At 42.8% G+C, this 21,658-nt stretch carries 20 protein-coding genes and 1 pseudogene; 5 read left to right on the forward strand and 16 right to left on the reverse strand.

Translation table 11 applies throughout. The features are described 5' to 3' along the window. Positions 1–10: 10 nt before the first annotated feature. The 3 genes from T357_RS21125 to T357_RS0106550 all read right to left on the reverse strand — a co-directional run bounded on the left by T357_RS21125 (position 11) and on the right by T357_RS0106550 (position 1,228). The gene (locus T357_RS21125; RefSeq protein ID WP_155991283.1) at positions 11–148 is read right to left on the reverse strand and encodes a hypothetical protein; all 138 of its coding nucleotides are present in this window, start codon (positions 146–148) and stop codon (positions 11–13) included. A gap of 82 nt (positions 149–230) precedes the next feature. Beyond that, positions 231–437 carry a helix-turn-helix domain-containing protein gene (locus T357_RS0106545; RefSeq protein WP_031549948.1) on the reverse strand — a complete coding sequence of 69 codons (207 nt, stop codon included), beginning with the start codon at positions 435–437 and terminating at the stop codon, positions 231–233. Positions 438–823: 386 nt separating this feature from the next. Then, a complete protein-coding gene (locus T357_RS0106550; RefSeq protein ID WP_155991286.1) occupies positions 824–1,228 on the reverse strand; it encodes a hypothetical protein in 405 nt (134 codons plus the stop codon). 105 nt (positions 1,229–1,333) lie between these two features. On the opposite strand from T357_RS0106550, the gene T357_RS20110 reads away from it, so the two are divergent. The 3 genes from T357_RS20110 to T357_RS20115 all read left to right on the forward strand — a co-directional run bounded on the left by T357_RS20110 (position 1,334) and on the right by T357_RS20115 (position 4,354). Continuing rightward, positions 1,334–2,056, forward strand: a complete 723-nt coding sequence (locus T357_RS20110; protein ID WP_049962316.1) for a hypothetical protein — start codon at positions 1,334–1,336, stop codon at positions 2,054–2,056. A gap of 124 nt (positions 2,057–2,180) precedes the next feature. Then, the gene (locus tag T357_RS22000) at positions 2,181–3,311 is read left to right on the forward strand and encodes a transglutaminase domain-containing protein (protein WP_031549954.1); all 1,131 of its coding nucleotides are present in this window, start codon (positions 2,181–2,183) and stop codon (positions 3,309–3,311) included. Between the two features lie 320 nt (positions 3,312–3,631). Then, positions 3,632–4,354 carry a hypothetical protein gene (locus tag T357_RS20115; protein ID WP_049962317.1) on the forward strand — a complete coding sequence of 241 codons (723 nt, stop codon included), beginning with the start codon at positions 3,632–3,634 and terminating at the stop codon, positions 4,352–4,354. 79 nt (positions 4,355–4,433) lie between these two features. On the opposite strand, the gene T357_RS0106570 is transcribed toward T357_RS20115, so the two are convergent. The 7 genes from T357_RS0106570 to T357_RS0106600 all read right to left on the reverse strand — a co-directional run bounded on the left by T357_RS0106570 (position 4,434) and on the right by T357_RS0106600 (position 11,998). After that, a complete protein-coding gene (locus tag T357_RS0106570; protein WP_031549959.1) occupies positions 4,434–5,288 on the reverse strand; it encodes an aldo/keto reductase in 855 nt (284 codons plus the stop codon). 279 nt (positions 5,289–5,567) lie between these two features. Next, on the reverse strand, positions 5,568–6,467 hold the full coding sequence (locus tag T357_RS0106575; RefSeq protein ID WP_031549961.1) for a dihydrodipicolinate synthase family protein: 900 nt from the start codon (positions 6,465–6,467) through the stop codon (positions 5,568–5,570). Positions 6,468–6,537: 70 nt separating this feature from the next. Then, on the reverse strand, positions 6,538–7,425 hold the full coding sequence (gene garR / locus T357_RS0106580) for a 2-hydroxy-3-oxopropionate reductase (RefSeq protein ID WP_031549963.1): 888 nt from the start codon (positions 7,423–7,425) through the stop codon (positions 6,538–6,540). A 437-nt stretch (positions 7,426–7,862) separates the two neighbouring features. Beyond that, positions 7,863–8,699, reverse strand: coding sequence for an MBL fold metallo-hydrolase (locus T357_RS0106585; RefSeq protein WP_031549965.1), 837 nt, complete (start codon positions 8,697–8,699; stop codon positions 7,863–7,865). A gap of 193 nt (positions 8,700–8,892) precedes the next feature. Beyond that, positions 8,893–10,386: a tripartite tricarboxylate transporter permease gene (locus T357_RS0106590; RefSeq protein WP_031549967.1), complete on the reverse strand. Its 1,494-nt coding sequence runs from the start codon at positions 10,384–10,386 to the stop codon at positions 8,893–8,895. Between the two features lie 13 nt (positions 10,387–10,399). Beyond that, complete coding sequence (locus tag T357_RS20120) at positions 10,400–10,858, reverse strand: tripartite tricarboxylate transporter TctB family protein (protein WP_049962318.1); 459 nt, start codon at positions 10,856–10,858, stop codon at positions 10,400–10,402. A 144-nt stretch (positions 10,859–11,002) separates the two neighbouring features. Beyond that, entirely contained in the window at positions 11,003–11,998 is a 996-nt protein-coding gene (locus T357_RS0106600) for a Bug family tripartite tricarboxylate transporter substrate binding protein (protein WP_031549972.1), read from the reverse strand. A 410-nt stretch (positions 11,999–12,408) separates the two neighbouring features. On the opposite strand from T357_RS0106600, the gene T357_RS0106605 reads away from it, so the two are divergent. Next, the gene (locus T357_RS0106605) at positions 12,409–13,338 is read left to right on the forward strand and encodes a LysR family transcriptional regulator (RefSeq protein WP_031549973.1); all 930 of its coding nucleotides are present in this window, start codon (positions 12,409–12,411) and stop codon (positions 13,336–13,338) included. A gap of 145 nt (positions 13,339–13,483) precedes the next feature. Here the strand turns inward: T357_RS0106605 and T357_RS0106610 are convergent, their stop codons facing one another. Further along, positions 13,484–14,743 carry a 6-phosphofructokinase gene (locus T357_RS0106610; RefSeq protein ID WP_031549974.1) on the reverse strand — a complete coding sequence of 420 codons (1,260 nt, stop codon included), beginning with the start codon at positions 14,741–14,743 and terminating at the stop codon, positions 13,484–13,486. A 238-nt stretch (positions 14,744–14,981) separates the two neighbouring features. Beyond that, positions 14,982–15,917: a phosphatase PAP2 family protein gene (locus T357_RS0106615; protein ID WP_031549975.1), complete on the reverse strand. Its 936-nt coding sequence runs from the start codon at positions 15,915–15,917 to the stop codon at positions 14,982–14,984. Positions 15,918–16,107: 190 nt separating this feature from the next. Between T357_RS0106615 and T357_RS0106620 the strand changes: the two genes are divergently transcribed. Then, entirely contained in the window at positions 16,108–16,680 is a 573-nt protein-coding gene (locus tag T357_RS0106620; RefSeq protein WP_031549977.1) for a hypothetical protein, read from the forward strand. A gap of 50 nt (positions 16,681–16,730) precedes the next feature. On the opposite strand, the gene T357_RS0106625 is transcribed toward T357_RS0106620, so the two are convergent. From T357_RS0106625 to T357_RS0106640, 4 genes and pseudogenes are all read right to left on the reverse strand, one after another. Beyond that, positions 16,731–18,080 carry an enolase C-terminal domain-like protein gene (locus tag T357_RS0106625; RefSeq protein WP_031549978.1) on the reverse strand — a complete coding sequence of 450 codons (1,350 nt, stop codon included), beginning with the start codon at positions 18,078–18,080 and terminating at the stop codon, positions 16,731–16,733. Positions 18,081–18,300: 220 nt separating this feature from the next. Beyond that, positions 18,301–19,284 carry a hypothetical protein gene (locus T357_RS0106630; protein WP_031549980.1) on the reverse strand — a complete coding sequence of 328 codons (984 nt, stop codon included), beginning with the start codon at positions 19,282–19,284 and terminating at the stop codon, positions 18,301–18,303. Positions 19,285–19,623: 339 nt separating this feature from the next. Further along, positions 19,624–21,099, reverse strand: a pseudogene (locus tag T357_RS19095) (tripartite tricarboxylate transporter permease). 14 nt (positions 21,100–21,113) lie between these two features. Continuing rightward, positions 21,114–21,551: a tripartite tricarboxylate transporter TctB family protein gene (locus tag T357_RS0106640; protein ID WP_031549982.1), complete on the reverse strand. Its 438-nt coding sequence runs from the start codon at positions 21,549–21,551 to the stop codon at positions 21,114–21,116. Positions 21,552–21,658: the final 107 nt, after the last annotated feature.

The following is a 21,658-nucleotide window of genomic DNA, read 5'->3' on the forward strand; positions in this document are numbered from 1 at the left end:
TCGCACTCTCTCAAAACTGTAGGTTATTCTTTTCTATATATTCCTGAAGCTTATCATTCACTATATTGATTACAGCATTACACTTACTGCCTAATACATCATTTATTTTCTTTATCATTTGCTCATTTGTACTAATGCTATCTGCCATTGTATAACTCTCCTCGGTCATTAATAATGCTACTCAACCTTATCTGTAATTATAACTAATATGCTGTCCAAAAAAGCGGACTTCAATCATCAAAACTCACTTCTGCTATATCGCTAAGCTGACAATTGAACTCTTTACAGATTTTCTCCAATACATCCATCTGCACATTCTCGCCTTTTTCCAGTTTGGCAATAGTACCATAGCTAAGTCCGGTCTTCTCCTTGAGATCCTTCCTCTTCATGTCGTGGTCAATCATTAGCTTAAACATTTTTTTGTATGAAACTGCCATGCATCGCTCCTATCCGCTTGTTTCCTAACGAAATCAATAACAACAGTTGAAATAAGTATACCCTATTACTACTTCGTTTTAAATAAAAATTCACACGTTCTTGTTAATTTCTGACAATTCCATTTAGCAGCAAAATGACCTATAGCAACTAAGTTTTTTCATTTTCGCAAGCAGGGCACCGAGGACCCTCGTCACGTTTTTGCTTGTTGGTGGTCATTTCCCAATCCCCCTGAACCTCGTTATCACTCGGAGCTATGCATCAGATAAACTGACGCTGAGTGCATTTGCCTATAACGCAAAAAAGAGGGAGACTCCACTATATCATCACAATGAAATCTCCCAAATTTTTATCGAGTCTGTTCAGTTGTCTTCTGCTTTTCAGCCTGCTATTTCTGCTCCTCAAATTTGAGGAACAGATCTACATTGTATTTTGCCATCTGTATATCTTTCATATCCTGCTTAGCCTGCCGGTAGTCGGCATAGGTCTTTTTCTTTTCCTGAAGGACTTCGCTGTATTCCTGATTCAGTTCTTTGATCTTAGGAAGTTTACCCTCGATTTTGGAAAAGGCTTCCTTTGCAGCTTTGCAAAGAGTGATAGCTTCCCTGTGCTCTTCAAAGAACTTTTTGCTATAACCGCTCTTGCGATATTCGGCATAAGTGTCCTTAGTTTTGGAATAGTTTATGATATGCTTTTTCAGCGCAGCTATCTCAACAAGCCTTGCCTCCACATTGGGGTCTGACCCCATTACAGCCGGAAGTTGCACAACAAAGGTTGAAAAAAATCGTATCAAGAATACAATCAATATTATAGTTTATTCCGGAGCATATGAAATTTGGTTTCGATAATAAAAAATGAATCGAGATTTTTGGTCCGGACAATTGAAAAAGGAGAAAAAATGAAAAAGCTTACACTAATCATAGCCGCAGCAGTTATGAGCATCAACATTTGCGCATCAGCATTTGCCGGAAGCTGGCAGGGCAGTAATGAGACAGGATGGATGTGGATCCGGGACGACGGCACATCCATGACAAACGGCTGGACATGGGCAGACGGGGACGGTGACGGAATTGCCGAGAGTTATTATTTTGATGCGGCAGGTATCTGCCTGACAGGCGGAGGCACGGCACCTGACGGATATACGATCAATGAAACAGGCGCCTGGGTGCAAAACGGTGCGGTGATGCACAAGAATCTGGGCACCGGTGAGGTCTATTCGGATAACAGTGCATCGGCAGCCAAAACCGGAAGCAGCACCGGAGCGCCTGTTCCTGCCAATTCCGGCCTAACGCAAAGCATGAACCTGGAGGATTATCAGGGAACGTACGAGGCAAAATTTTCCTATGGTCTGTATGACTCAAGCATAGACTATTTATACGGCTGGCTCGAAATCGATGGGAATCGTGTAACTCTGATCAACTATGATGGAGAGGTAGTAAGAACAGTATCTTTCAATCCTGATGGCTCTTTAGCATCCAAAGGTAAACAGATCGTATGGAAATCCGGCTTAAAAAACGTTTATTTGATAAAAAGATATGTTGAAATAGGCGGAACCGAATATGAAGTGATAGGACTCTTGTTAGATTCAGACATTGATCATTTGCTGTGTTTTATGAAATAGGTATATGCCCCAATCCTTAATTGCAAAGCTTTGACACAATGACTGCTTTGATACATTTCCATTTGCATTCATAGCAATTAAAGATAAATGTCAGATTTTATAAAGGAGATTTCAAACAGAGGGTATGAAAAAGAATATAAAATTAATTGCAGCATCTGTTGCGTTATGTATCATAACCGGTATTTCTGCCTGTCCTGCACACGCAGAAGGAACAGGATGGCAGAATGTTAACGGCGGTTGGTACTATATAAGCCCTGATACTCTGACAAACGCAACCGGTTGGATTAAGGACGATGAAAAGTGGTACTATCTTGATCCCGCTACCGGGCTCATGCAAACCGGATGGACCTATGTAGATGACGGATGGTATTATCTTAACCCGAACGCCGGTGGCAGCGCTGCCATTGGCGGATGGGTTCAGTCGGGCAGTGACTGGTATTATCTGGGTGCTGACGGAAAAATGTTAACCTCCACTACTACCCCTGATGGATATTATGTAGACGACAGAGGTGTCAGACAGGAATATACCGGTGACTCTGCTGAAGATCTGGATGGCGTTGACAACGACCAGTTGAAAAAGAACACATGGTATCAGCCTGAGAATACAAATTTTTCCGGTTCATATAGGTTTGCAGTAACAGATGAGCAGAAAGCCCAGGAAGAACTGGTTGTGAAGAATTTTCTTAAAAAGAATATCAAGGCAGATATGAATGATTTCGAAAAAGAAATGGCTGTCGCAAGATATCTTCAGAAGAAATGTAAGTATGATTATTCCGCTTACAGAGGAAAGTTCGAGAATCATAAACTGTCCTACTGCTCTTACAATGCTCTTGTTAATGGCAAAGCCGTCTGTCAGGGCTATGCAGAGGCATTTCAGGAGCTATGCGAATCTGCAGGTCTTTCAACCCGCATAGTATCAAATTCCAATCATGCTTGGAATCTTGTTAAACTGGACGGACAATGGTATCACGTAGATATAACCTGGGCTGATGATGACACAAAGGGTTACAAAGGTCTTGACAAAGGCTATATCAATCTCACAGATGATCAGGTCTCAAATATTGAGTCTCATCATACCTGGTCAGGAAGCTGCTATGATATACATGGAACAGCCGATATTCCTACAGCAGACGGTGATATGTATGATGTTTATTATACCAATGATTACATAGAGGAAAAAAGCTGGTACAGCGGATATGATGCGACATATAAAAGTGAATCTGAATATGATGACTACGATTATGATTATGACTAATGAAATTCCGTAAGGTTTTTGTACGTGGGTCTGACCCCCTTACACGGACAGCCCAAACTGTCTATTCATAATATAAAAGACAGTATCCAGATTTGATTTGTAATAAGGCATTCCCTTTCATGTTTCATATTGTATCTCCAATAAAAGATGATCAGTTTCTGGCAGAAAAAATCTTTGAGTAAGTGTACGGCAAACGTTGTAAGAAAACCGTATAAAGAGTATACTTATGATTAATTGATACCTCGCAGCATACGGGATTTGGTTCAAAAAAGGCAGAATCGGGATTTTCGATTCTGACATTAAAGAAAAGAGGAATAATCATGAAAAAACTTACTATGATCGCAGCCGCAGCAGTAATGAGTATCGGCATGTGCACAGCGGCATTTGCCGGTAATTGGCAGGGTAGCAATGAGACAGGATGGATGTGGATCCAAGACGATGGCACAGCCAAGACAAACGGCTGGGCCTGGGCAGACAGTGACGGTGACGGAATCGCAGAGAGCTATTATTTTAATGCGGCTGGCATCTGTCAGACAGGCGGAGGCACAACACCGGACGGATATACTATCAATAGCGCAGGCGCCTGGGTACAAAACGGTGCTGTGATGCACAAGAATCTGAGCACAGGAGATATCTATTCTGATAACGGTGCATCAGCAGCTAACACCGGAAGCAGCACCGGATCGTTTGCATATAGCACTTCAGACCGGGCGTCAAGTACTAACTTGGGGGATTATCAGGGAAGGCACCAAGGTGTATTTGTCATGGGTATTACTGACGGAAGCCAGAAAGCTATATCCGCATGGCTCGATATCAGCGGGAATTGTGCATCTTTATATTCTTCAGGGGGAGAGCTTTTAGCGACTCATTATTTCAATCCAAATGGTGAATTGTTATCTGATGGCAAGCAGGTTGCATGGGTAGGGATTTCCGAAGACGCCATAATGACACAAAGATATTTTAATATCGATGGAACCGAGACGGGTGTAATTGGAATTACCATTTCTGAATTACCTGGTTATATGTTGTTCTTTTTAATGTAAGCAATTAACTTTAACACAAGCAGCAAAGTGCCGGCATGCATCTTTTTCAACACAGATGCATACCGGCCCTTTATGACTTTTACTGCATATCCAGATATTCCTTACGTGTTGGCTTCGGATAAGCCATATCGATCATAGCAAGTTCTTCCGCAGTTAATTCAATGCTATCAGCGTTGGCATTGGATAAAGTATGCTCAGGCTTAGAGCTTCTTGGAATTGCAATGGTATGTCCGTTTCTTATATTCCAGGCAAGCATGATCTCAGGGACAGTAACTCCATGCTTGGCTGCCAGCTCCTGAAGAGTCTTATTCTGGAAAAGACCACGTCTCAGAGAACCAGCCTGAGCCAGTGGACAGTATGACATAAGCGCAACGTCATGCTCCACCATCCAGGGAAGAAGTGAAAACTCAATGCCTCTGGAACCTGTGTGATAAAGCACCTGATTCACAAGACAGTTTCTTCCCTCAGGAATCCTCCAAAGCTCCTCCATATCATCGATATCAAAATTGGAAACGCCCCATGCCTTAATGAGGCCCTCAGCCTTTAACTCTTCAAGTCTTGAAACAGTCTCATACAAAGGATATGAACCTCTCCAGTGATAAAGATAAAGGTCAAGATAATCGACTCCCATACGTGAAAGACTGCCCTTCAGAGCCTGACGCATCCGGCTTCCGCCCGCATTATTGGGAAGCACCTTGGAAACAAGATATAGCTCGTTCCTGTCAAGAGTGCTGATAGCTTCACCCAGCATGTCTTCCGCTGCTCCGCTACCGTACATCTCTGCAGTATCGATCAGAGTCATTCCTGCTTCAACGCCCTTTCTGATGCCTTCAATCTCCCTCTTTCTCGTCAGTCTACTCTCCCCCAGATACCAGGTTCCCTGCCCCAGCGCCGGAACCGTCACCCCATTCGCTAACTTCACTTCGTGCTTCATATCAAACCTCCACTAAAGACGAATATTTTTTGCCGTTAATTTCCGATATACTGATACATGTCTAATCGACCCATTGATTTTTACTACAGAATCTGCAAGTAAATTTTACCATAACGTGAGAAAAATCAAGGGACGGGTGCCAAGGCTTGCGAGTTGAAAAGACAGACGGTCAGTTCTGTCCGACCACAGCACACGTCAGTGTGTAGTGGGCGAACAGAACTGACCGTCTGTCTTTTCAATCGAGTGGGCCGGCGCCCATCCCTTGATTTTTCGTATTATTTAAATAAGTCCAGCTTCCTTCATAACCTTCTTGAAAAGATCAAGCGTCGCCGCATTAGTTGTCGGAAGTGACGGCAGGTACGGATCTCCAACATTCTCGCCGCGGATATTAGCCATATCCTTTGCAGCTACAGGGAATGAAGCCTTATCCATAGCAAGTCTTACAGGATTAAGCTTGAACTGAGCCTCACGAGAACCCTCGAAATCACCTGCAACATACTTCTCATAAACTGCACCGATAAGCTCAGGCATGAAGTTTCCTGCTGTACATACACCGCCAACTGCACCAACGCACATTGATGCAAAAAGAAGTGTGTCCTTGCCGCCGAATACCTTGAAGTTTACATCACGGTTTCTGCGAATGCATTCCTCTGTAAGAGTGATATCTCCTGAAGTATCCTTCATACCAACGATGTTGGGAACTGCATGAGCGATCTCTGTTACGAAATCAGCAGTCATACCGTAGCCAACACGGCCAGGGTTATTGTAAAGGAGAACCGGAGTCTCAGGAATAGCCTCAGCTATAGCCTTGAAGTGATTGAAAAGCTCGTCATGTGTCGGCTTCAGAAACATTGGCTGAAGAATAGATACACATGCAGCGCCGTTTGCTACTGCCATCTTTGCAAGACGGATGCACTTCTTTGTATTGATAGCGCCGATACCGAAGTAAACAGGAACTCTTCCTGCGGCCTGATCAACCATGATCTTAAGGCCTCTCTCCATCTCGTCTTCCTCGAGCTGATAGAACTCACCGTTTGAACCGAAAGCAAGAATTCCATGCATTCCACCGTTGATAACATAATCAACCTGCTTACGCATTCCTGCCTCATCGATCTTTTCATCCTTATCGATTACTGTGATGATAGGCACCACTACGCCCTTTATAAAATCTGTATTCATCTATAGACCTTTCCTTAAAAGAATGTCAGCCCATGTTTGTTATTCAAAAGGGCTGACATCAGATATTTATTTACTTAACGATTGATGTTCCTGAGATTCTCTCGTAGTATCTTACGATATCGTCATGATCGCATGAACCCTCATCGTGATTCTTAAGCTCCTGCATAACTTCCATCATCTGAGCTGTCATAGGAACAGGCATGTTGATAGCGTGTGCAGCGTTAAGAGCATTGGTAAGATCCTTAATGTGAAGGTCGATTCTGAAACCGGGCTTGTAGTTACCTGCAAGCATCATAGGAGCCTTTGCATCAAGTACGGTTGAACCTGCAAGACCGCCGCGGATAGCCTGATATACGAGTTCAGGATCTGTTCCGGCCTTCTTTGCAAATGTAAGAGCCTCTGCAACGATACCGATGTTTGCAGCTACAACCATCTGGTTAGCAAGCTTAGCAACGTTTCCGGAACCGATAGGTCCTACATAAACTACTGAACCTGCCATAACCATGAGCATGTCATAGTACTTATCAAATGTCTCCTTCTTGCCACCAACCATTACAGAAAGTGTTCCGTCGATAGCCTTTGGCTCTCCACCTGATACAGGAGCATCAAGCATATCTACGCCAAGCTTCTCAAGATCAGCAGAAATCTTCTTTGACTCAACCGGGTCGATAGATGACATATCGATAAGAACTGACTCACCCTTACGGAAGCCCTCAGCAAGACCCTTCTCGTTAAATACAGCTGCACGAACATGAGGTGAGTTAGGAACCATAGTGATAACTACGTCAGCAAACTCAGCAAGATCCTTACCGCATGTACCGGCCTTAGCACCACAGGCAACAACATCATTTACTGCCTCCTGGTTGAAGTCGAAAACCATAAGCTCGTGACCGGCCTTTACAAGATTCTTTGCCATCGGGCGTCCCATGATACCAAGTCCAAGAAAACCAACTTTCATTACTAAATCCTCCTATAATGTATGATTGTTTCATAAATACCTTTTTTCAATCGAGTTATTTTCAACTCGCAAAGTCATGATATTAAATTGACGAATTATTCTCAATTTGTAAAATGGCCAAAATAATCTTCAATTATATCGCTTTCGTCAATTGCAAAAATCCCAACTCATTCCATTCCATTTCATTTCATTAGTATTCATGACATTTCATTTATATTACTCATAATCGTACCCAATACTCTAAGTTTATACTTTTTTTATATATCAGCTGATAGTTTGGAATATTAGAAGCTCAGAACCGACAGGCATCCATTGTAATCCGTTAAACTACGGCATGAAGTCACATGTTATGAGTCATATTGGCTGTTTTTTTAAGATACCCAGGAAACGTAAAGAAGCCGGTGGAATCCACCGGCTCCGTGTGAAAGGCTTACATATCACTTCATGAGCACCTTAACCTGTCTCACTCTCTCATCAATGAAATCAGCCCAAACCGTATCGTCAAGATATGGCTGGTTCTCATGAGTATAGGTTCCGGCCTTATCAAGAATCTCAATCTGATTCGGATGAGAAGGAAGTGCGATATCCACATGAATCTTCTTAATCTTCTCCGCATCATTCAGGAACCTCTCCCTGTGTGCCGGAGTAAGCATCTTGCTTGTCTTATAGTACTCATCATTCATGGTATTGGCACCAACGCCTCCATGCATGGCTACGGTATAAGTTTCACCTGTCACAGGATTCTTCTCATCCCAGAAGAAGCTGGTACAGCCCAGAGTGTGTCCCGGTGTAAGCAGAGTTCTGATGGAAATGTCTCCGAGTGTGATGGCAACATTATCATCATAATGTCGATCCACCTTTATATGCTGAACGTGCCAGATATCATGTGGCAGCTCAGTTTCCTCCGGATCCTTCTGCATGAATTCATCGTCTTCCTTTGACATGTAGATAGGTGCTCCTGTAAGAGCATGCATGATAGCCGCTCCCCCAAAGTGATCAAGGTGCGCGTGACTTATAAGTATCATCTTGATATCTGTCGGCTTGTGACCAAGCTTATAAATGGAATCCACCAACATATAAGCGCTCTCTGCGATTCCTGTATCAAGAAGTATTAGGCCTGCTCCTGTATCTATGATATATGCACCAACCCAGGTCTGGCCTGCAACATACCAGGTTCTGGGTGACACCTGGAAGGGATCAATGGCAAGCTTCCAGGGTTCCGCACATAGTGTTTCCACAGGATGAGGTATAGATTTTGAAACTCTAAATGGCATTATTCTTCCCGCCTTTCATTTAATGTATTAAATATTTCAAAAAAGATTCGTTCAGACGTTCATTGCTACATTTTTGAATCGTTCAGCTGTTCGTTATTACAATTTTGATTCGTCCAAACATTCATTGCTACATATTTGGATATTTCTTATTTTTTTCCAAATATGTATTTCTGTATTCCGGCCAATGCTTACCTTATGCGCTCTTCTTCACATACTTCGCATAAAGCGCCTTCAGTATCGGTGAGAAAATACATGCTATGGCAATAAGGTTAAATACACAGGAAATAGGACGTGTAAAGAAGGTTGTTACTGTCTCTGTGTTCTGGAAGGCCTTAAGCATGTTACTTTCCATGGTAGGTCCAAGGATAAATGCAAGGATAAGCGGTGACTGTGGAAGTCCGCCGTATGCCATGAGGCATCCTATAACTGCGAAGAAAAGCATCATTCCGCACTTATAAAGGCTTGAAGAATCAACGTAAGCGCTGATAAGAGAAACCACGATAAGAGCAGGATACATGTAGTGATATGGCACCTTCAGAATCTGAGGGAATACTCTCATTCCGATTGCCTGAAGTACGAAACAAACTGCCGCACAAATTGCAACTACTACGAACATTAGGTAAACGATATGACCACTGTTCTTAAATACCATGGGACCCATTTCAAGACCGTGTATAGTAAGTGCTCCGATAAGAAGCGCAGTACTTGAATCTCCCGGGATACCGAGTGCTGCCATAGGGATCATTGCACCGCCGATTGAAGCATTGTTGGAAGCCTCAGATGCCCATACGCCCTCAGGATTACCTGTTCCGAAGGTTTCAGGATGCTTTGAATTGTTCTTGGCAACAGAATATGCCACAAGGTTTGAGAGACCTGCTCCCATGCCTGGAAGGAAACCGATTCCGAGACCGATAAGGAAGGAACGGCAAATGTTTACGAGATTTTCCCGAATATCAGAGAACTTGATTCCGATTCCCTTTATCATATTTGTGTCTACTTCAGGAAGCGGGTCAAAGCCTTTGGCGTGGGCAAGGATCATCATACTTACACCGAAGATACCGATAAGTACGACTGTCATTCCCAGACCGCCCATAAGGTACATATTGTCAAATGTGAATCTTGCCTGGGCATCGATAGGTGAGTAACCAACGGATGCGAGAAGAAGTCCGATACACGCGCTGGTAAGACCCTTCAGCATATTGCCCTTTGAAATTGCAAGTACCATGGTGATAGCCATGAAGCAGAGACCGAAATATTCCCATGGACCGATGGCGAAGGCAATGTTTGCAACTGACTGCGCAAGAAAAGCACCGGCAATGGCGCTGAAGAAGGTTCCGATAAAGGAAGCTGTCATACCGATGGCAAGAGCTCTTCCTGCCTGACCCTTCTTAGCCATGGGATGGCCGTCGAAACATGTGGCAACCGATGAAGGTGAACCCGGAATACCCAGAAGAACGGATCCGATGAATCCGCCGGAGCATCCGCCGATCCAGAGGGAAAGAAGGAACATGATGGCCGGGCCTGTTTCCATACCATAGGTAAGCGGCATGAAAAGCATTACCGCCATGGTTCCGTTAAGTCCCGGGATGGCACCGAAGATGATGCCGATGACATTACCCACAAGTAAAAGCAAAAGATTAAACGGGTTTGTGACCTGTGTGATTATAAATCCTGCATTCTCAACCATTTCTCATCCCTCCTTATCCGAATATGCCCATAGGCAGCTGGTATCCAAAGGCAACCTGATAAGCCAGGAAGATAACAAGTGTCATGGCTGCAGAAAATATGATCCTGGAAACCGGTTTTGTTACATAACCCTTTGCATACCATGTGGACAGGCAGTAAAGGTAAATCGGTGTTGAAATAAAGAATCCGATAAACTGCATTGCAAGAATGTATAAAGCGATGGCAGCGATATTGATGATAAGCTTGATCCAGCCCTCCTTTATGAGAAAGGTCTTCTGATCTTTATTCTTGCAGCCCTCCAGAAAAATGCCTGCACCGCAGATAACGAAACCAACGGCTGCCAGTCCCGGTAATGCTTTCGGTCCGGGATAACTTGCTGTAAACGGAACCTTAAAAGTGCTTATCATTGCAAACACAAATATTCCCAATGTAACGATCACTGCACCTGTGATCTGATCTCTTGAAACTTTCATTTTTGTCTCCTGATTATTGCCGATTTATCCATAAATAGAGCCCACATCGTCTCATGGTTCATATGAGCAATGCGGGCTAATGTTTCGATTCAAAACCTTTGTCCCGTATCCGGTCAGGGCCTGAACCTTTATAACGTGGCTTGATTATTTCTGAACAAGTCCAAGCTCTTCAACTACAGAGTTGATGTCTGCCTGCTGTTCTGCAAGCTTTTTGGGGCCTTCCTCATATGAAAGGAATTCCATTGCCATACCTGCAGGTTCGAGTACTTCGTTAACAGCATCTGCCTTTGCAGCCTCTGCATATGCATCATAAAGCTTCTTGGCAATGTCCTCGTTCATGTCTTTAGGACCTGCGAAAATGTTGTAGGAAGCCCATGAGCAGTCAATTCCGGACTCGGTCATTGAAGGAACATCAGGAAGAACTGAAGATCTTGCGCCCTCTTCGCCGTTTGTGATAACTGCGAGTGCATTAGCCTTGCCGGACTCAACATACTGCTTAGCCTGGTTAACGTTTACAATGCAGGCATCGATTGTGTTTCCGACAAGAGCTGTAAGCTTCTCTGTATCTGAACCAGCTTCAACATACTTAACCTGAACGCCCGAAGCCTTAGCCATAAGACCTGTGATAACGTGTGTTGTTCCGCCGGTCTCGATACCCATCTTGATCTCTGCTGACTTACCCTTGTTTACGAAATCCTCAATTGTCTTCATATCTGAATCAGCTGAAGTAACAAGAACGTACTGTCCCTTCTCTGTACCCTGGCTTACGCCCCATACCTTGAAGTCGTCATTTGCTGTCTTGTCATAAACCTTTGTAGCTGACTTGATAAGCATTGATGTGTGATACTGAAGGATCTTGGCTCCGTCGCCCTTCGCTGTACGAACTGTCTCCATGGCAACAACTCCGCCGCCATCAGTATTGTTTACGATAGTAACATTGGAACCTGTCTTTGCGGCAACCTCCTGACCAAGGGTTCTTGCCATAACATCGGTTCCGCCGCCGGCCTTTGCAGGTACCTGAACTTCGATGCTCTTTGGAAGTTCGCTTGAAGCCTTAGCTCCGCCTGAAGCGCCGCAGCCCATAAGTGCTGCTGACATTGCTGCGATTACGATGCCGGTTAATAATGTTTTCTTATTCATTTTCTCCTCCTGAAATCCATGAAGCCTTTAACAATTTATTTACTTTTCAAGATGATCATTTTGTATGACCACCCTGAATCCTCATGCATTTAGGGCAATGCTGAGATTAGTTATTATTAACAACTTGATGCTTCATTTTTTTATTGACATCAGTATATTTCGAAATTAAACTTAGTAAAACTTAACCAGGATAGGTTGTAAGACTTAATTATATTAAGTTTACATTCAGTATTAAAAATCCTAGGGAATGTATTGTTTTTAATGACAAATTAATATCAATGCCTTTGTGCAAGATGTTTATTTATTGCTTATTTTTCATGTCTCTTATGACATGAATCAGCTAATTGCATAAACCTTTACATGTAATTTGTAATGTCAAAGCAAACCAAAAAGATAAGGAAATGAATTGAATGGATCTGAAACCTTTAGAAAACATCATTGCAATTTATAACGAAGAAAGTATCGCAAAAGCGGCTGAAAAAATGTATATGACACAGTCGGCACTTAACCAGCAGCTTCTGAAACTGGAGGCAGAACTGGGCACTCCTCTTTTTGAAAGGCGCTATCATAAGCTGATTCCGACTTTTGCAGGACGTATATATGTGAATGCTGCCAAAAATGTTTTAAAGATAAAAAGTGATACATTTAAAATAATTCGAGACAGTGCAAAAAACTCTGTGGGAGAGATTTCAATTGCATGTACACCGGAGAGGGGTGCGTCTACATTTTCGGATATATATCCTCAGTTTCATCAGGAATATCCTGAATTCACTATAAATCTTTCCTGTGCAAGAGTTCCAAAAATGGAGCAGATGCTCCTTCACCGTGAAACAGAATATGCTTTTCTGAGTTATTCCAAGGAACGTCCCTTAAATTCTTCATTTGAACATATAGACTTAGCTCCCGAACATGTGGTATTGGGTCTTCCATCTTCACATCCCCTGGCTCATCTTGCAGGAAACGAAAGCTGGAAAACTCTGCCTCTTATAGACCTTAACCTTATTAAAGATGAAAATTTCATCATGCCTTCCAATGAAACCATGCTCCGGGGAATGCTTGATAAGGTTTTCAACGAATATAACATCCATCCGAAAATCCTTTTTGAGTCCAGCAGTTCTGTCACGGTGCTTAAGATGGCAATAAATCAGATGGGGCCTGCTTTCTTTCCTCAGTCCTATGTGAATGAGAATTTTCCTCTTGTCTACTTCCGGATAAAAGAGGATCTCAATTGGATGAGGTGTGTGGCCTATCTGAAGGGAACGTATATCACCACACCTGAAAGGCGGCTCTTCGAGCTTTGGAAGCAGGTAATTTCCAGTCCGTCTATAATCATGGTATAAAAGGGTGCGGAGTCCGAAAGCGGCTGCCATTCAGCCATCTGGGACGGTTCTCGCCGGCGAGAACCGTCCCAGATGGCTTCGATGGTCAAAAAAACGGTACTTGATATTCACTATCAAGTACCGTGTCAAAATGCTTGTTAAACTATTACAGAAGCTCCTGATATCCAGGCACATAAAGGTGTCTTGGAATTCCGTCTACCATTACGGCTCCCACATCACCCTGGATAAGAGGACGAACATAAGTGATGAACTCATTGGTTACGTATGTTCCGTCTGCAGTGATCCAGTTTCTGGGAACGAGACGCTCGTCATTAGCGATCTTGTGAACATCCTTAACTTCTGTTCCTGCCTGATATGGATCATCGGAAAGTCTCTGGATAACAACCATCTTTCCGCTGTCGCCTTCGTCTGCGGCCTTCATTGCGGCACCGCCAACCTCATAAGCTTCAAGAATATCAACTCTGGAAGCGCAGTGGCTTGCTGCTCTCTGAAGTGTTGAAAGCTCGATAGAACGTGTCTTGCAGCCGATTTCCTGTGAAAGAACGTTGCAGAGGTATCTTGCTGTTCCTGTAAGCTGCTTGTGTCCGAATGCATCTACATACTCTGTAGCATTTCCAAGCTCACTGATATAGGTTCCGTCTGCTGTATGAATTCCTTCAGATACTGCAATTACAACAGAACGTTTCTTTGCAAGCAGATCTTTACACTTCTGAACAAATGTAGGCACATCAAACGGTAACTCAGGAAGATAGATAGCATCAGGTCCGTCACAGTCCTCACCCTTTGAAAGTGCTGCAGCACCTGTGAGCCAGCCTGCATTTCTTCCCATGATCTCAACAACGATTACCTGTCCCTTGCTGGTCTCAAGGCTCCATCCGTCACGGATGATTTCCTTTACAGAGGTTCCGATGTACTTGGCTGCTGAACCATAACCCGGAGTATGATCTGTCAAAGCAAGATCATTATCAATAGTCTTTGGACATCCGACAAAGCGAACGTCTGAACCTGTTACGATTGCGTAATCTGAAAGTTTCTTGATGGTATCCATAGAGTCATTACCACCGATATAAATGAAGCAGTCGATCTCAAGGTCTTCGAGAATCTTGAAGATCTTCTCATATACTTCCTTGTTCTCATAGATATCCGGAAGCTTATATCTGCAGGATCCAAGATATGCTGATGGAGTTCTTTTCAAAAGCTCTGCATCAAGACCTGTACGAATATGATCTGAGAGATCAATGTATCTTCCTTCCAAAAGTCCCTGAACACCGTGAAGCATTCCGTATACCTTATTGTAACCTCTGTCCTTAGCTGTTCTGAAAACGCCTGCCAGAGATGAATTGATGGCCGCTGTTGGGCCTCCGGACTGTCCAACTATAACATTTCTCTTTACTTTTTTGCTCATATGGTATCCCCAACCTTTCCTGCACTCCCCTGGTGCAAATTATTATTGGTACATTATACCATAAAATTTACCGATTTCGAAAAATAATAGGATATTTTTTCCAATTTTCTCCGAAAAAGAGACAGATCAGCCCGGCCCTGACAGGCCAATACATGAACTCCGGTCTTTTTTCTCAAACGGAAAGACAGGTCAGCCAAATGCCAACCTGTCCCTGAGCTTTTATGATCAGTAAATTGCATTAATCTGCATTCTTTGTTATAACAATTGGCCAGACAGCCACAACGAAAAACCACATTAGAAATCGTGCAATAAAGTGTCCCCAATGACCGCCAAGGGCAGCTACGATTGTAGCCGGTGCAAAGAATTCTTTCCAGGAATATGTAATCAAGAATCCAACGAATCCTAAAATCGGCAGATTCTTTGACCCTTCCGGTATTTCGTATTTTATAAAATGTCTTTCAAAATAGCTACCTGCCAAAAAGCCGGTAAATGCGCCGCAGGCCTTAAATGTATCATTCATCATCTTGGCCGGATCCACCAGAAGCTTCCCGTCTACATAATCCATGGGGTACGGCTTCACCATGATATAAATCAATGCAGCTATAACCACCAAAAGACCAATAAAGGACAACCCGTCAAGCTTCTTTTCATCACCATCTATTTTCTCATTAGCTTTATCAACTGCAATGATAATGATCAATGTAGAAGCAAATCCAACAACAACATCCTGCGGAGTATGTACACCGAGAAAATTTCGCGAAAAACCGGTCAATGCTATAAGAACACCGCCCAATATGGCAAGCCACCTGCGTACGTCTTTTTGCCATAAAGTAATGGTTCCGTATACAGCCGTCGCCTCAGTAGTATGTCCACTGGGAAAGGAGTATCCCGTGGCGGCAACCTTGGAATCTCCCGCCGGTTCTATGAGATCGGAACGTATCCAGGGACGGTACGCACATACAGTCAGTTTGAGGATTCCATTCAAAAGTCCCGCCAAACCGAAGGTAGTGATAAACCTATATCCCCATTTCTTGTCAACACACCAGAAAATAAAAAACGGCAAAAACGGCATCAGATCCACCGCCACCTTTGAAATACCGTTAAAAAACTCATCAAACACTCCGCCGGAAGCATTTCTTAGTTCCTGAAGCCATAACAGATACTGTATATCCATTGATTTCCCTCCTTATAGATGGTCTTTTCTATGTGCTTACTTCGACAAATTTCCAAAAGATTATAAACATTTAATCATTGGAAAACCATCGGTGACGGTTCTCATCGGCGAGAACCGTCACCATTGGCACTACAATATGGTATAATCTAATTCAGTTATTAAGTTATTGTTTAAATAAAGGAGGGCTTCCATGAAAACCGACGTGATCACAGTAGACAACAAAGGTGATTCTCTTCAACTTGCACTGAACAGGATTGAAGGTCTTGCAAATGCCGTTACCAAATCAGATAAAAACGGTCATTACCTGAGACTCATGGCAGAAGAACTCTTTGGTATAGTAAGTGCAAATGCCGGCGATTTTACCGCCAAGTTCTGGGCAGAAAACCAAAACAGGGATTTCCGTATAGTACTTGAGGCTGATGCAAAAGAGCTCCCGGATGAAGCAAAAAAAGACCTCCTGTCTATTTCTTCCACCGGTGAGAACTCCGAAGACTCCGGCATCATGGACAAGATTGGTTCCCTCTTTTGTTTCTTTGCAAAAGGCGGCAATGCAGATAATGTCAAAACCTTCGACTACGGCTACATTGAGTCCTCCGGTGATATTTCCTGGTCCCTCAAAGACTACAAATCCACAATAAAAAACAAGAACCTTGACGCATCCCTTGAGGAATTGTCAAAGTCCGTAATCGCCAACATCGTAGATGACATCAAAGTCGGAGTGAAAGATAAAAAGGTTAAAATCGAAATCTTCAAAACATTTTGATTGATTAAAAAAGAGTGTTCATGTTAAGACATGAACACTCTTTTATTGCATCATCTCACGAGACAAGGCTTCTTATGATCGTATTTCCATCCGGGAATCAAATACTGCATTGACTTCGCATCATCTCTGTCATGGCTTGGAAGACTGTTGTACAGCTTGTTAGCCTCCATAACCCTCTCCATGTTGAGATGAACTCCGAGACCCGGTGCCTCAGGAACCTGAAGCTTACCGTCAACGATCTGCGGTGTATCATACAGGAGATTCTGGCCATCCTGCCAGATCCAGTGAGTATCCAGAGGAGCAGGTGCACCAACCGCTGCAGCACCAACCTGTGCAAATGCAGCAAGGGTGATATCAAAGTGATTGTTTGAATGAACACCCCATGTAAGTCCCCAGGAATCCAGAAGCTGTGACATACGGATAGCACCGTCAAAACCCCAGAAATGAGGATCCGCAAGGATGATGTCGCAGGCATTGAGACTTACGGTGTGATAGAACTGACGCCAGTCGGTAGCAATCATGTTCGTAGCCACCTGGAATTGTGTTGCATTCTTAAACTCACGCATGATCTCACGGCTTGAGTAACCTGCCTCAGGACCGCAAGGGTCTTCCATATAGGTGATGACATTATGCATATCCTTACAAAGGTCTATAGCCTCCTTAAGGCTCCATGCACCATTCGGGTCAATGTTTATACGTGCATTCGGAAAACGCTTCTTAAGTGCTCTGCAGGCCTCCATTTCATCAGCGCCTGCCAGAACTCCGCCCTTAAGCTTGAAGTTCTTGAAGCCATACTTCTCTGTAAGAGCTTCTGCCTCTTCAACGATTCTTTCGGGAGTAAGTATCTCTTCTCTTCTTAAACGGAACCAGGGATCCAGACTGCTGCTCTCATCAAGATACTGCATATCTCTTGCAGGAACCTTCTTCTTGTCGGAAACATAGAAAAGATATCCAAGCATCTCAACTTCCTTACGCTGCTGGCCTTCGCCCATAAGATCGCACATGGGGACATTGAGATACTGTCCCATAAGGTCAAGCATAGCACACTCGATGGCCCACTCACTCTTTACTACAAACTTAAGCTTTGAAATATCCAGTGTCTGTATGCCCTCTCCGTCATCAGCGGCAGAAGGATTTGCAGCCTTATGAATCTTCTGAAGTATCTGACGGTACTTTGCTATGGGCTGTCCCTCAACCAGCGGTCTTACAGCATTTAAACATTCACAGGTATAGTCACCTCCATGGATTTCGCCGATACCCTGATGTCCGGCATTATCCTCAAGGATAACCAGGTTTCTGGTAAAGCATGGAGCATGACATCCTGATAATGTCATCATCATGCTGTCATATCCCGCAACAGGAATCACCTGCATTTTGGTAATAATTGGTGAATCAGTCATTGTAATAGCCCCCTCTATAAACGCATTATTATCGTCGTTTATTTCTGAATAACATATGTAGAAATGGTCGGCTCCATGTATTGAGATCATCGATTCCTTTGAATATACTAATCTGAATACCGGTGCAGTTTTAGAATAAAAAAAACAAAACCCGATGTAAAACTCTTAATACTAATACATGATTAAGCAGTTCTTATATACGGGTTTTGTTTTAAATGATTTAACTCAGAATCCCGGTAAGTTCCAGAATCATTTTAAGTTCCGGATACGGATCAAAAGTTATGCTCTTTTCTGTAGGTGCGGCACTTGTAGATACTGCCATCGCAAGGAATCTGCTGCGAATGTAAACGTCCATAACATTACCACGTACACTTACAGCTGTATTACCGGGAGTATATTTGTCAAGATCTTCATATCTCACGATAAATTTTTCAGGAGGCATTTTTTCTGATTTTATCAATGTTGTTTCATCTTCTATAGCATTATTTTTATTGTCAGCATTATCTTCATCGGTATCTCCCACAGCTTTATCACAGCTTCCGACATACAGATAATAGTTTCCTGCAAGACCAACATCCCCGGAAGGTATCTTATTCAGATTATTCTGTTCTTCATAGAATTTCTGCTGCATAACAGTTGGTACGGCATTGTCTTCAAACAATCTAAAATTAAATCCGGTATCCTTCGGAAGCTCAATATGTGTCCAGCATCCGCAATTCTGGAATACTCTGTTCCTGCCCTTTGTACCGTTATCCTTTAGTTTAAAATCTTCGCTAATGACTACATCTGAAACAGTAACCTTCATTCCATGATATTCTCCATGTACCGATTCATAGAATGATACTCCGTCCTCTCTCTGAAGTACAGGAACAAGCTGTGCCTCTTCAAGCTCCTTTCTTGTCAGATGTTCAGTCCCTTTATTCTTTACCTCTTCGGTTCCCAGAAACCTCCCGACAGTAAAAAGAATATTGGCTTCATTTACGTTGGATATATACTGTTTTTCAAAGGGTCTTAAATAAAAAAGGTGATAAGCAACAGCTGCAACCAGAAGACCGAAGCTCACGTAGTATTTCTTTACTATTATGGCTATTACAGCGATAATGAGAATTCCGATAAGTCCGAAGGCTCTGAACTTAAAATTCCTATGCTGTTCCTGCAGATCTTTTACAGTATCCGTTAATGTTTCAAACTTTACTCTTTTCATTATTTCTCCTGATATCCCACCGGAAAACGGTTTTTTCTACTTTGAATGACATACTTTTGAATATATCAGCTTATCTGACAGTCACTTATCAATTATACTCATTAAAGTCTGCAATAAAACAACTTTTTGTTTCTTGTACGATTATTGATATAACAAATTCGTGACAATTCAACCAGTGGTACATTGGTGTGTTGGTAAAGGTAAGACGGGGCAGGGGCTCATGTATGTCTATAAAAAATCGGGGATACGCCCTAAGCGCATCCCCTAATTAATCAAAAGCATTTTTTAAATAATTGTATGCACTAAGGCATTATTTCAAATAGCCTGCAGTCCGCATTATCAGCCTGCTGCTTCAGCCTTTTTCCTTGCCTTCTGCTTACGGTCATCCATAACTGCATAAACGATGGATGCGATTATAAGTACCCAGATAACCCAGCCGATAGGTCTTGAGAAGAATACAAGAAGTGATCCCTTTGATGCGGATACTGCCTGGATGAAATAGTTCTCAAGGTCCTTACCAAGGATAAATCCGATAAGGAAGCAGGTCTTTGGAATACGGATCTTTCCGAAAAGATATCCTACAACACCGGCAAAGAGAAGTGACCATACATCAAACATTCTTCCGTTCTTTGCAGCATAAGCACCAACAACACAGATCATGATGATAACAGGATACAGTCTCTGTCTCGGGATATAAATAATCTTTGATATCCACTTGATAGGATAGAACATGCAAAGGAACATTATGATGTTGCAGAGAAGCATTGCAATAAGGATCTGATGCCATGTTTCTGTATTCTGTGTGATAAACAGAGGTCCAACCTGAATACCCTGAAGCATAAATGCTGAAATAAGGACAGCTGTTGTTGAGTCACCGGGGATACCAAGTGAAAGAAGCGGGATCATGGCTCCACCTGTAAGACCATTGTTTTAACTCTCAGATGCTACAAGTCCTTCAGCAACACCTGTACCCAGAAGCTCCGGATGCTTTGACCAGCTCTTAGCCTGTGAGTATGCAAGGATTGATGCTGCGGATCCTCCAACTCCGGGAAGTACTCCCATAAAGGTTCCAATCAGTGCAGAACGAACAACATTTACACCCTGTCCCTTGAAATCAGCCATTGAGAACTTTGTTCCGGAATTGTTTCCGTCAACTTTCTCAATCTTAAACCTCATGCCCTCTTCGGCTTCCTCAAATATCTGAGATATAGCAAAGAGTCCGATAAGAACAGGCAGGAGCTGAAAACCGTCTGACAGGTATGGCTTTAATGAAAGAGGAACCATACGATAATTGTTGTTTACGCTGAACATTCCAATGAGGGAAACAAGCACTCCCAAAAATCCCGAAAATACACCTCTCAGCATCTGTCCGTTTGAAAGAGCTGCGATAACTGTAAGTGCAAAAAGGATGATAAGGAACTTTTCAACTGCAGAAAACTTCAAAGCAGCGGCAGAAAGAAGCGGTGTGAAAAGAGCAAGAGCAAGAAGAGAAATGATTCCTCCGAAGAAGGATGAAACGATACCTACTTTAAGGGCTCTCTCACCTTCGCCACGTTTCGCCATAGGATATCCGTCAAATGTAGTTGTAATTGATGACGGAGTTCCCGGAATATTGATAAGGATAGCAGGTACAAGTCCGCCTGAGATACCGCCTACATAAAGACCTAAAAGAAGATATAAGGCAGGTACAAGGTCATAAGCATAAGTCATAGGCAGGAATACCGCTACCGCCATAGTTGCTGTCATACCCGGAATGGCACCAAAAATGATTCCGGCAATGACACCAAGTACTGCAAGTAAAATATTAGTAATCATTGTTTGCCACTCCTTTAGTAAATAGTGAATCCATAATCCACGAATGTTATCGTGAACATACCGTTTGGAAGAGTTATCTTGAAAAATACACCGAACGCAATGCTGACTATCAAAGAAGCCACTACCGCGATCAAAAGGCTGATTCCTATTGATTTAGGACTTGTTCCGGCATAAAGAATATTGAAAAGAAATACAAAAATTATACTGGTAAGTGTAAATCCGATGATATCAAGAGTAATGATATAACCTGCAAAAAGGATCAATGTACCAAATAGTTTTATAAAATCAGGATTTTCTTTAAAGAACTTCTTCGGCATTGTGAAAAATGCTTCACCCTTTGCCAGCCGCGCACGTCCTTCAGTTATAATGATAGCTGCAAGCAGAACGATCAGAATACCTATGACGATCCTTGGAACTATCCAGTGCTCGGTAGAATAAACTACATTTATCATATATTTTCCCCTTATATGTAAGTTGCCTTTTCACATATTTTATTTGCTGGTGAAAAGGCAACTCTGCAATATTTTATCTCATAGGTAACCGCGACTATAGCATTACC

It is taken from the genome of Oribacterium sp. FC2011 (genome assembly GCF_000701645.1).
Classification (GTDB): Bacteria; Bacillota; Clostridia; order Lachnospirales; family Lachnospiraceae; genus Oribacterium.